This is a genomic window from Actinocrinis puniceicyclus (assembly GCF_018283645.1).
GTDB classification, from domain to species: Bacteria; Actinomycetota; Actinomycetes; order Streptomycetales; family Catenulisporaceae; genus Actinocrinis; species Actinocrinis puniceicyclus.
In genome coordinates this window covers 23,674-35,804 of the sequence record NZ_JAGSXH010000062.1, presented here as the reverse complement: position 1 = coordinate 35,804, position 12,131 = coordinate 23,674, and the positions used below count along the sequence as shown (strand labels likewise).

Genomic DNA, 12,131 nt, shown 5'->3' with positions numbered 1-12,131 from the left:
TCGCGTCGATCTGGTCGATACGCCAGCCGGAGTGGCCCTCGTGGTCGTGATCGCCGAGCGTGGACGGGCCGTTGAACAGCGACCCGACGAAGTCGACCTTGTACCCGGCCGAGACGAACCGCTGCCAGAGGCCGATGCGGTAGCCGCCCGGGGTCTGGTTGCCGTCGGTGATCGAGTCACCCAGCGGCATGACCCGCACGCCGCCGTTGGACTCGGCCAGGGCGACGTTCGCGCGCATCGCGGCGCCCGCGGTCAACGTGGCGACGGCCAGCGCCGGAACCAGAGCGGCCGCGGCCAGCCACTGTCTACGTGTGCGCATACGCGATCCTCTTCGTTGAGTTCGGTCGTTGGTGTTGCGGGCCGGGCGGGTGCGACCGCGGCGCGCGTTTGTTAGCGCTAACACAGCGTCACGTCCGCTGCCCTGATTGGCGATAGGCGCAGTGTGCACACAGGCATGGGCGCCCGCAACGGAATCCGGGCCGGCGCCGGCGCCGGCGGCCCGTCCGCCCGGCTGCGCCCGGAGGAGCATGCGCTGTTGATGTCACGGTCGGGATGCGGGTGACCTGCCCGCCGGCCGCGCCCGGCCGCCCGCCGATCTACGCCGGCCCCGCTGCGTCTTCTCTCGGCAACCTGGCGAAAGTTTCCAAAGATCGACGGGGGGTGGACCTGCCGTCATGATCGGGTAGATTCACCGTTTGAACGGCCGACATGACGGCCCGGGCGCACTCCTGGGGAAACCGGTGACCACTTCCGATCCAGCCGACGAGGTGCACGACGCCTGGCTGCCTTCCGAAAGTTTTCGGGCGCTCGGCGCGCGCCGGGTACTGGTACGCGGCGGCGGCACGCTCGTCGAGACGGTTGTCCGCGAGGCGGAAGCGGCCTGCGAGAGGCATGGCGGCAGCGTGCGGCATCAGGCACACGGAGACCGCGCTCCCGCGGACAGCGTCCCGGGCGACGGCGGATCCGGAGACGGCACCCCGGGCGACGGAGCCTTCGACCTGATCCTCGCGCTCGGCCGCGCCGCCGCGCCGTCCTGGGCGGCGGCAGGGATCGAGCGGGACGGCACGCTCGGCGCCGAGGGTTACGCGCTGGCTCGCCGCGGCGGTGTCACCGTGGTGCTCGCCGACGAGCCGGCCGGGCTGCTGTACGGGTTCTTCCATGTGGTGCGGCTCGGCGAGGCGGCCTTCGCGGACGCTTTCGCCGCGCAGCGCCACGAGCCGGCACTGCGCGAGCGGATGCTCGATCACTGGGACAACGTCGATGTGCATCCGGTGACGCGCCAGGTGGAACGCGGCTACTCGGGCGGGTCGATCTTCTGGCGGGACGGCGTCGCGCGCGGCGACCACGACCGCGTGCGCGCGTACGCCCGGCTGCTGGCCGCGTGCGGGATCAACGCCGTCGCGGTGAACAACGTCAACGTGCACGCGACCGAGACCCGGCTGCTCACCGATCGGCTCGGCGATGTCGCCGCGATAGCGGACCTGTTGCGCCCGTACGGGATCCGCGTGCACCTTTCGGTGAACTTCGCCTCGCCGGTGGCGCTCGGCGGCCTGCCGACCGCGGATCCGCTGGACGAGGCGGTGCGCTCCTGGTGGGCCGAGACGACGCGGCGGGTATACGCCTCGATCCCTGATTTCGGCGGCTACGTGGTCAAGGCCGACTCCGAGGGGCAACCTGGACCGTTCGGGTACGGGCGCAGCCACGCCGAGGGAGCGAACCTGCTGGCCGAGGCGCTGGCGCCGTTCGGTGGCACCGTGCACTGGCGCGCCTTCGTCTACGACCACCGGCAGGACTGGCGCGACCGGTCGACCGACCGCGCCCGCGCGGCCTACGACCATTTCACCCCGCTGGACGGGCTGTTCCGGCAGAACGCGGTACTCCAGGCCAAGTACGGCCCGATGGACTTCCAGGCCCGGGAACCGGTCTCGCCGGTGCTGGCGGCGATGCCCGCCACCCGTCTCGCGGTGGAGTTCCAGGCGACGCAGGAGTACACCGGGCAGCAGTGGCACGTGTGCTACCTGGGTCCGCTGTGGAGCGAGGTGCTCGGGTTCCGGCCGTGGGGACCGGACGGGCGCACGGTCGCCGAGGTCGCCGCGGCGTCGGGCGGCGCCCTGGTCGCGGTGTCCAACGCCGGGGCCGACCGGTTCTGGACCGGCCATCCCCTTGCGCAGGCGAACCTGTACGCCTTCGGCCGGCTCGCCTGGGATCCGCGGCTCGACCCGATCGCGGTGCTCGACGAATGGATCACGCTGACGTTCCCGGGCTGCTCGTCGGCTCAGTCCGAGGCCGGCGAACGCCTGCGCGGCACGCTGCACGCGATGATGGACGAGTCCTGGCGGACCTACGAGCAGTACACCGCGCCGCTGGGAGTCGGCTTCATGGTCCGCCCCGGGCACCACTACGGCCCCGACGTGGACGGGTACGAATACACCTCGTGGGGCACGTACCACTTCGCGGACCGCGACGGCCTGGGCGTGGACCGCACGCGGGCCACCGGGACCGGCTTCACCGGCCAGTACCCGAAGCCCTGGTCGGACACATACGAATCGCTCGATCAGTGCCCTGATGAATTGCTGCTGTTCTTCCACCATGTGCCGTACACGCACCTGCTGCACAACGGATCGACCGTCATCCAGCACATCTACGACACACACTTCTCAGGGGTCGAGCGCGTGGCGCGCATGCGGCTCGCGTGGGAGCAGATCGAGGCCGACGGCCTGGTGGACCGGGACCTCTTCGCGCGGGTGCGCGACCGGCTCGACGAGCAACTGCGCTGCGCGCGGGAGTGGCGCGACCAGATCAACACCTACTTCCACCGCAAGTCCGGGATCTCATATCAGCGCTGCGCCGACACCGGTGCGTGCTGTGCCGAGGAACGCCGCCCGGATGAGAACGGCGCAAGCCACTGCCGCTGCCGCTGCCGCCGCATCTTCTTCTGAAGACGCAGAACCATGACACCGCGCGGATCGAGGACGATGCGCTGGCCGCTGTCGACTTCCCCGCCGAAGGGCAGCCCGCCGGCGGGCGCCGGGCTCACGCGGTGAACTCCTCGGTGACCAGGGCGATCATCGCCCGGGCATTGCGCAGCAGGAACGCGGCGAACAGCACGCCGAACAGGGCGAGCACCGCCTCCGAGGCGTAGCGGACCAGGGTACCCGCGCAGATCAGCAGGCAGACGTTGCCGACCGTCACGCTCTTGGTGCGGCCGAGGAAGTAGGCGGCCAGGCGGGCGACGTCGATCGGGCGGAAGGCGAACAGCGAGGTGATCACCAGGGCGTTGGCCACCCACAGGGTCGCCACGGCGGCGAAGGCGACCAGCAGCGCGGACCACCATCCGGGGACCGCCGCCGCCTTCGGGTGCGAGAGGTTCACCGCGAGGACCGCCATCAGCGCCAGCCACGGGATCCACACGCGCAGCGCTCCCCCGGCGTTGAGCCGGTATCCGCGCCGGAACGCCGCCGCGGGCTTCAGGTCGGTCAGGTCGCCCTTGTGCTGCCGCAACGCGAACAGCGCGGCGGACAGCGCCGGTCCGAGCGGGAGGGCGCAGGCGACCGCGAGCGGCGCGTTGCTCGCGTCCCGGTCGAGCAGCACCAGCGGGATCAGGCCCGGCAGCGTCGTGACCAGCAGCAGCAGTTCGATCACCAACAGGCTGTAGATCAGCGCGGAAGCGCGCGCGAGCGGCCCCTCGCCGAACTCCCGCCGGGTGCGAGCACTGACACCGGCACCGGCACCGCCGCTGACACCGCCCCCGACACCGACACCGCCGACACCGGCCCGGGCCCGGGTCCCGGTCCCGGTCGCGATCCCGGCGGCGCGCTCGCCCGCCGCCGAACTCGATCTCACCGTTCCTCCTGGTCGCCGACTGCCAGTCCCGTCAGGCGCCGCTCGTCCCACCACGGCGGGGTCTCGTCGTGTACGGCGGCGATCTCGACCAAGGTCACCTCGTGGCGCGCGAGGGTCAGGTCGAGATGCACGCGCCCGGCCGCGAGCGGCGCGGCCCAGTGCCTGCGCGACGGCTCGGCCGCCTCGCGCAGGATCTCCAGTTGCCGGGGACGCGGGCTCGCCGGGCGGCCCATCTCGCACCACGCGCGCCAGGCGTTCCCGTCCTGCTCATCGACCGAGGAACGCAGTACGAAGGCCGTGCGCGCGTCCGATCGCGCCAGCGGGATCGACAGGGCCAGGCGGTGCCGGTCCGCCACGGGGTGCGCCCCGGTGACGTCCACGGGCGCCCAGGCGAGCACCGTGACGCGGCCGTCCGCGGCGCGGGTGACCAGGTGGTCCTGGCCGCGCGCGAGGATCTGCTCGCCCATGCGGGCCATGAAGGCGTAGACGTGGAAGGCGGGCTTCTTGATCTGCCGGTGCGCCAGCAGGCCGAACCCGCCGTGGAACAACGCGGTCGGCACGCCGGTCTCCTCGAACACGTCGCAGAAGGTCCAGTACGAGAAGGAATCCACCAGCTCGCCGCCCGCGGCCAGCACCGGCGCCAGGTACGCGGCGTGGAACGCCGTGTCGTGCACCGGGTTGTCCGGCCGATAGGAGGAGTTGAACTCGGTGATGTGCACCGGCAGCTGCGCCAGGGCGGTGCCGCGCAGGTGCTCGCGCGGCGCGGCGAACTGCTCCAGCAGCGCGGACGGCGGCTCCAGCGTCTGGTACACGCCGAACGGCACGTGCTGCGCGGGACCCGAGGTGTATGCGTGCCTGCTGACGAAGTCCACCGGCACGGCGCGGTCCGTGACGAACCGCGCGAAGGGCTCGAACCACTCGTCCGCGCCGGGAGACAGGGCCGGGCCGCCGACCTTGAGCGATGCGTCCACGTCCTTGACGGCGTGCGCGGTGACCTCGTAGAGCCGGTGGTAGGCGTCCTGGTCGGCGCCCAGCCAGAAGTCCTTGAGATTCGGCTCGTTCCACACCTCGATCGGCCAGCCGCGCACCTGGTCGAGCCCGTACCGGTCGACCAGGTGCGCCACCGTCGCGCGCACCAGCGCGGCCCACTCGCGGTGGTCGCTCGGCGGCGTCACGTTGCCGCGCCACCAGAACACGCTGTGCTCACCGGAGGCCAGGGCGGCCGGCATGAAGCCCAGTTCCACGAACGGCGCGATGCCCAGGCCGAGGTAGGCGTCGATCACCTGGTCGACGTACGTGAACGAGTACCGCGCCGATTTCGAACCCTGATACTCGTAGGGCTGATACACGCCGGCGCCGTCGCTGAGCAGACCGTGCCCGCGGATGCGCCGGAACCCGATCTCGCGCTGGATCAGCGCGAGCGAGTCCTGGTAGTCGCGGCGCAGGCCGAGGTCGAACCGGCCGGTCCCGACGCAGTACCGCCAGGAATCGGCCAGCCGGCCGGAGGCTTGGTCCGGGACGACGATCGGGTCGGGCACGGTGCTCCTCAGTGCGGTGCGGTGCGGGCGGTTGAGCGGACTTTCCGCCGGGCTCAGCCGTGCTTCTGCTTGTAGTCCTGATACGCCTTGTTGATCATATCGATGTACTGCTGCGCGTTGCGGGCCTTGAGTTCGGAGACGTACTGGTCCCACTGGCTCAGCGGCCGGCGGCCGAGGATGAACTGGAGGGTCTGCTGGTTGACGTAGTCCAGCAGCGTGGTCTCCCACAGCGTCGCCTGCTCGCGGTCGGTGGCGCTGAGCGGATGCGGCGGCGGCAGCGGCAGCGTGCGGCGGCTGTTCATCACGTTCTGGAACGCCAGCTCCTCCGTCGGGAACTGCGAGTCCAGCAGCTTGGTGCTGCCGCCGTAGGCGAACACCCCGTTGAAGAACCCGTACGCGACCTGGAGGTTCTTGGTGCCCTTGGGGTTGAGGCCGGCCCAGGTGACGTCGGGCGCCAGCTTGAAGGTCCCGTCCTCGACGCTGCCGGTGTACGTGGTGCCCTCGATGCCCCACTTGGCGAACAGCTCGCCGGCGTCGGAGTACCACAGCCAGTCGATGAACTGCATCATCGCGACGAAGTTCTTGCTGTTGCGGGCCTTCGAGGAGATCATCACGCCGTTCTCGGTGCGCACGCCCACCTTGACCGCGCCGGCCGGGCCGATCGGCACCGGGATCTTCGCGACGCTCGCGCCCGGGATCGAGGCGATGCCCTTGCGGTAGCTGTTGATCACCTCCTGCGCGTTGGCGCTGATCACGAACGACTGGCCGGTGGCGAACTTCTGCTTGGCCTGGTCGTCGCTCTGGGTGAAGCTCTCCGGATCCATCAGCTTCTCGCTGACCAGCGTGTGCAGATACTGGACCATCTGCTTGTACTGGTCCATCGCGCCGGTGTAGACGAACTTGCCCGCGTTCGCGTCCCAGGTGCTGTGCTGGTAGGTCCAGCCGGCCTGGGTGTTGTACGCGGTGCCGAGAACGGAGAGCAGGCTGTTGGCTCCGGGCCCCGGCGGAGTGCTGCTCCACCGGTCCGAGAGCGGGTACTGATTCGGGTGGGCGGCCTTCATCGCGGTCAGCATGCTGTGCACGTCGTCCCAGGTCTGCGGCGTGGACAGGCCCAGTTTCTGCAGCACGTCGGTGCGCACGGCGATCGAGTAGTCCGCCCAGACGTCCTGGTGCAGGCCGGGCAGCAGGTAGAACTTGCCGTCCGCCTGGCGCAGCTGGTCCAGGTCGCCCTGCAGGTTCCACTTGGCGACCTTGTCCTTGAAGTTCGGCATCAGGTCGAGGTAGTCGCTCACCGGCAGGATCGCGCCGCCGGCGATGAACGCCTCCTCCGCCGGGTGGTAGGTCTTGGGGATGATCGTCGGGGCGTTGCCCGCGCCGACCATGACGCTGCGCTTCTGGTTGTAGTCACTGAGCGGGACCACGGTCGGCTGGAACGAGATATTCGTCCGCTTGGTCAACTCCGACCAGAACAGCCACTTCGCGTCGTACGGGTAACCGGGATTGCTCAGCACCATGATCGGGAAGGTGATCGGCGCGGTGGCCTTGAACTGATCCCCGACGCCGAACTTGTCCATGGCGCCGACGCGGTTGCCCGACAGGTCGCTGTTCGTCTTCGAACTGCCGCCGCCGCCGCAGCCGGCGACGGCCACAGTGGCGATGCCCGCCGCCGCGGTGAGTATCTTCCGCCGGGTCAGTGCGTTCATCGAGGACGGTGCGTTCATCGAGGACGCTGCGTTCACTGAGACTCCTTTGTCCGTGGGAGACGGTTGTGCGGTGTGGTGGATTGGTGCGAGCCAGGCCGTGTTTGAGAAGTAGCGTCGGATCAGGCCGCGTCGTCTGGCGCGTGCGATCGCAAGGCGGCGGAGCACCCCCGCGGTGTTCAATCAACGCAGTGGGTCGTATGTGGGTGCTTCGCCAACGCAGCGAGCGTGCGTGGCAGGCGTCGCGGCCCCGGCGATACTTCTCGAACACGGCCTAGCCCTTGACCGCGCCGAGCATCACGCCTGAGACGAAATACCTTTGGATGAACGGGTAGACGGTCAGGATCGGGATGACGGTGAGCACGATGGTCACCGCCTGGATGTTGGCCGCGATCTGCAGCGCGGTGTCGCCGGCGGTGCCGTTGTCCGCGCCGACGGTGGCGCCGGCGATGATGTTGCGCAGGTACACGGTCACCGGGAACAGTTCCGAGCGGTCCATGTACAGGAACGCGGAGAACCAGGAGTTCCAGTAAGTGACCGCGTAGAACAGGATCATCGTGGCCAGCACGGCCTTGGACAGCGGCAGCACGATCCGCCACAAAATGCCGTACGTGCTCAGGCCGTCGACCGCGGCCGCCTCCTCCAGTTCGCCCGGCAGGCTCTCGAAGAACGCCTTCATCACCAGCAGGTTGAACACGTTGATCGCGTTCGGCAGCACGATCGCCCAGATCGAGTTGCGCAGCCCGAGCTGGCTGACCAGCACGTAGTTGGGGATCAGGCCGCCGTTGAAGAACATGGTGAACACCGCGATCCCGATCAGCACGCCGCGGCCCTTGACCTGCTTCTTGGACAGCACGTAGGCGTAGCAGGTGGTCAGCACCATCGAGACGAAGGTGGCCGCCGCGGTGTACTCCACGGTGTTGCGGTAGTTCCTCCAGAACATCGAGTCCGACATCACCGTCTTGTAGGTGGTGAGGTTCAACCCGTGCGGGATGAGGTTGACCCGCCCGGTCTCGATGGCGTGCTCGGAGCTGAACGACTGAGCCAGGATATTGATGAACGGGTACAGCGTGACCACGACGACGCCCGTGAGAACCAGGGCGTTGACGACCTGGAAGACCCGGTAGCCGCGGCCGGGCCGGATGCGCACCCGCGCCGGCGGCGCGCCCGGGGCGGCCTTGCGCTCTGGTCGCAGCATACTGATGTTTACCACAGGCTCGCTCCCACCAGGCGCCGGGAGAGGTAGTTCGCCGAGACGACCAGCACCAGCCCGATCACGGAGTCGAAAAGCCCGATGGCCGCGGCGTAGCTGAAGCTGCCCGAGACCACGCCGACCCGGTAGAGGTAGGTCGAGATGACGTCGGCGGTCGGGTAGGTCAGCGGGTTGTAGAGCAGCAGGATCTTCTCGAAGCCGACCGCCATGAACGTGCCGATGTTCAGGATCAGCAGGGTCATCATGGTCGGCCGGATGCCGGGAAGGGTCACGTGCCAGGTCTGCTGCCACCGGTTGGCCCCGTCGATCCGGGCCTGTTCGTAGAGCTGGCCGTCGATGGTGGTCAGCGCGGCCAGGTAGAGGATGGTGCCCCAGCCGACGGTCTGCCAGACCTCCGAGGAGACGTAGATCTGCCGGAACCAGCCCGGCTGCTGGAGGAAGGTGATCGGCGCGTGGCCGACCGCGTGCAGCCCCTGGTTCACCACGCCGTTGTCGGACAGCAGCTGCATGATGATCGCGGCGACCACCACGATGGAAAGGAAGTGCGGCAGGTAGGAGATCGACTGCACGAACCGCTTGAGACCGCTCGCGCGCACCTCGTTGAGCAGCAGGGCGAGGATGATCGGCGCCGGAAAGGTGAACAACAGCGTCAGCCCGCCGAGGATCAGGGTATTGGTGAACACCTGCCAGAACGTCGGATCGTGGATGAACAGCTGGAAGTAGTGCAGGCCGACCCATTCCTCGCCGAACAGGTTCCCGCCCGGTTCGTAGCGCCGGAAGGCGATGACGTTGCCGATCATCGGCAGATAGCGGAAGACCGCGAAGAACACCAGCGGCGCGATCACCAGCGTGTAGAGACGCCAGTCCCGGCGCACTGCGCGGCGCCAGGTCAGTCGTTGCCGCCGGGGCCGGTGCCCGCGGCCGGGCCGGCGCACCTGGGTGTCCCGGGTACCCGGCGGCGCGTCCAAGGTCCTCGGTGTGCTCATCTCATCCTCCGGCCTCCGGGGTCGGCGTGGTCGTGTGTCTCGGCACGCGCGGACCCGGCGGCGGCCGCGTCGCACGGGCGCCCGCACGGCCGCCGGCGCGCGGCGGCGCGGCGCCGGCCCGTGTCGGCAGACCCCTGACTTCCCATGCCTTCCCTTCGCCGCGGCGCTGACCCGGCGCGTCGCGACCGAGCGGCCGAGCTCGTGATCATCTGAAACTTGCGAGAACTGAAAGCAGCGTGTTGCGGTAAATTAGGCTCTCTTACGAGCCGTGTCAAGGGTTTCCAACAGCAGTTTCCCCTTGGCCCGCCGCACTTCCGGAGTTGAGCCGCCGCACGCATGGCGCCTTGAAAGTCTCACGGGGCCCGCTGTACAGCGCTCGAATCAGTGCTATGCTCACCGAAAGTTTTTGCGGCACTAGGTGACTTTTCGATGACCTCTTCCCAGGCGGACGACGGCTCCGGCTCCCCGACGATCGCGACCATCGCCGCCGAGGTCGGCGTGTCCGTCGCGACCGTCTCCAAGGTGCTCAACGGCCGCGCCGACGTCGCGCCCGCCACCCGGGCGCGGGTCGAGGCGAGCCTTGAGTCGCACCGCTACCGGCGGCGCCGGCGGCGCTGCGCGGACGCAGGTGAAGGCCAGATCCGACTGGTCTTCCACGAGTTCGACTCGGCCTGGGCGATGGCGATCATCCACGGCGTGGAGGCACTGACGGCCGCGTCGAACGTCGACTTCGTGCTCTCGCAACTGGGCGGGCGCCACCATCCGCCGCAGCAGTGGCTGGACGCGGTGCTCGCGGCGCGCCCGCTGGGCGTGCTGTTCGTCCTGTGCAGCCCGACGCAGCCGCAGCGCCAGCAGCTGCGGCGCCAGTGCATCCCGTTCGTGGTCGTGGACACCGACAGCGCGACCACCGCCTCGGTACCGACGGTCGGGTCGAACAACTGGAACGGCGGCCTGCTGGCGACCCGGCACCTGCTCGAACTCGGACACCGGCGGGTCGCGATCGTCGCCGGGCCCCGGGACGTGCTGTGCAGCCGGGCCCGGGTGGCCGGCTACCGGTTCGCGCACGACGAGGCCGGTGTGCCGGTCGATCCGGATCTGGTGCGCTACGGCACCTTCTACGTCGACGCGGGCTACGAACACGGAATCAGGCTGCTGCAGCGCCCGGACCGGCCGACCGCGGTGTTCGCCGGCTCGGACATGCAGGCGATGGGCGTGCTGCGGGCGGCCCGGCGGCTCGGCATCGACGTGCCCCGGCAGCTGTCCGTGATCGGCTACGACAACCTGCCGGTGGCGGCCTGGAGCGATCCGGCGCTGACCACGGTCAACCAGCCGCTGCGCGACATGGCCGAGACGGCGACCCGCATGCTGCTCGACCTCGCCCGCGGCGCGACGCTGCCGACCAGCCGGGTGGACCTGGTGACCGAACTGGTCGTGCGCGAGAGCACCGCGCCGCCCGCCCGCGCCACGTGAACGCGGGCCGCTTGAACGTTTCGAGCCCCACCGACGACCCCGCGGCGTGCCGGCCGCCCGACCCGCCCGCCGCAAGGAGCGCCCATGGCCCAGTTCGATCTGCCGCTCGAACAGCTGGAACGGTACTCGCCCGCGGTGCCGGAGCCGGCGGACTTCGACGCGTTCTGGCAGCGCACTGTCAAGGACGCGCGAAACAGCCCGGTGATCTTGGAGCTGCGTGAGGCGCACAACGGCCTGCGGCTGGTCGACTGCTGGGACGTCACCTTCGCCGGTTTCGGCGCGGATCCGATCCGCGCCTGGTACAGCCGCCCGGCCGGGATCGAGGCGCCGTTGCCCGCGGTGGTCGAGTACGTGGGGTACGGCCGCGGCCGCGGCCTGCCGCACGAGCGGCTGACCTGGCCCGCCGCCGGCTATGCCCACCTGCTGATGGACTGCCGGGGGCAGGGCGACCAGTACGGCGCCGGCGGCCAGACCCCTGATCCGCATCCGAGCCCGCACGGCGGGCACTGGCCCATCACCCGCGGCATCCTCGAACCCGAGGACTACTACTACCGCAGGCTCATCACCGACGCCGTGCGCGCGGTCGAGGCGGTCCGCTCCCTTCCCGGGGTCGATCCCGCCCGGGTGGTCGCGGCGGGCAACAGCCAGGGCGGCGGGCTGGCCCTCGCGGTGGCGGGACTGGTCCCCGATCTTTCGGCCCTGCTGTGCACCGCGCCGCTGCTGTGCCACATCCAGCGCGCGATTCAGATCACTGATGCGGCGCCGTACGGCGAGATCGTGAACTACCTCGCGGTGCGCCGAGACGCCGAGGACGCGGTGCGCCGCACCCTGTCCTACGTGGACGCGGTCGCGTTCGCGCGGCGTGCGCACGCTCCGGCGCATTTCGGGGTGGGTCTGCGCGACAACGTCTGCCCGCCGAGCACCGTGTTCGCGGCCTACAACCAGTACGGCGCGGCCGGCGGGAACCAGGCGGGCGTGGAGCGCACGATCGAGGTGTATCCGTTCAATCACCACGAGGGCGGGGACGCGGTCCAGGTCCGCAGACAGCTGGAGTGGCTCAACGCGCGGACGCATGCCGCGCGGCGGCAGGCCGGCGCCGCCCGATCCTGATGGGATAACACGCGTCCGGCCGGCCGCGCGACCGGTACCGGCGGCCTGACCGACCCGACCCGCCCGCCCGCCTCCGGCTCCGGCTCCGGCTCCGGAACGTCGGAACGCCGCCACGCCGCCACGCCGCGCATCGCGCTCGCGGCGCCCGGCGGCGGCTTGAAGGCTTTCACGCAACGGGTTCCGGCCAGCGCGCGTCCGGCCGCTCGGGCGCGCGCGGACCGCGGCGCTATCTGCTGCTGCGCTGTGCGGAACTTCCGATTCGAATTCGATC

At 70.0% G+C, this 12,131-nt stretch carries 8 protein-coding genes and 1 pseudogene; 3 read left to right on the top strand and 6 right to left on the bottom strand.

What is annotated here, in order from left to right; translation table 11 throughout:
* Positions 1-319: pseudogene (locus tag KGA66_RS17610) on the bottom strand (GDSL family lipase); the annotation flags it as partial.
* A 409-nt stretch (positions 320-728) separates the two neighbouring features.
* Here KGA66_RS17610 and KGA66_RS17605 point away from each other — a divergent pair.
* A complete protein-coding gene (locus KGA66_RS17605; RefSeq protein WP_211469239.1) occupies positions 729-2,939 on the top strand; it encodes an alpha-glucuronidase in 2,211 nt (736 codons plus the stop codon).
* 94 nt (positions 2,940-3,033) lie between these two features.
* Here the strand turns inward: KGA66_RS17605 and KGA66_RS17600 are convergent, their stop codons facing one another.
* The 5 genes from KGA66_RS17600 to KGA66_RS17580 all read right to left on the bottom strand — a co-directional run bounded on the left by KGA66_RS17600 (position 3,034) and on the right by KGA66_RS17580 (position 9,280).
* Positions 3,034-3,843, bottom strand: a complete 810-nt coding sequence (locus KGA66_RS17600; protein WP_211469236.1) for a hypothetical protein — start codon at positions 3,841-3,843, stop codon at positions 3,034-3,036.
* Positions 3,840-5,381, bottom strand: coding sequence for a GH39 family glycosyl hydrolase (locus tag KGA66_RS17595; protein ID WP_211469235.1), 1,542 nt, complete (start codon positions 5,379-5,381; stop codon positions 3,840-3,842). Before KGA66_RS17595 ends, KGA66_RS17600 begins: the two co-directional genes overlap by 4 nt.
* A 53-nt stretch (positions 5,382-5,434) precedes the next feature.
* Complete coding sequence (locus tag KGA66_RS17590; protein ID WP_211469238.1) at positions 5,435-7,084, bottom strand: ABC transporter substrate-binding protein; 1,650 nt, start codon at positions 7,082-7,084, stop codon at positions 5,435-5,437.
* Between the two features lie 271 nt (positions 7,085-7,355).
* Complete coding sequence (locus tag KGA66_RS17585; RefSeq protein WP_211469237.1) at positions 7,356-8,279, bottom strand: carbohydrate ABC transporter permease; 924 nt, start codon at positions 8,277-8,279, stop codon at positions 7,356-7,358.
* Between the two features lie 8 nt (positions 8,280-8,287).
* Entirely contained in the window at positions 8,288-9,280 is a 993-nt protein-coding gene (locus tag KGA66_RS17580) for an ABC transporter permease (RefSeq protein WP_211469234.1), read from the bottom strand.
* A 429-nt stretch (positions 9,281-9,709) separates the two neighbouring features.
* On the opposite strand from KGA66_RS17580, the gene KGA66_RS17575 reads away from it, so the two are divergent.
* Positions 9,710-10,750, top strand: coding sequence for a LacI family DNA-binding transcriptional regulator (locus KGA66_RS17575; protein WP_211469233.1), 1,041 nt, complete (start codon positions 9,710-9,712; stop codon positions 10,748-10,750).
* Positions 10,751-10,834: 84 nt separating this feature from the next.
* Positions 10,835-11,860 (top strand): acetylxylan esterase, encoded by a 1,026-nt coding sequence (locus tag KGA66_RS17570; RefSeq protein WP_211469232.1) that lies wholly within the window; start codon positions 10,835-10,837, stop codon positions 11,858-11,860.
* Positions 11,861-12,131: the final 271 nt, after the last annotated feature.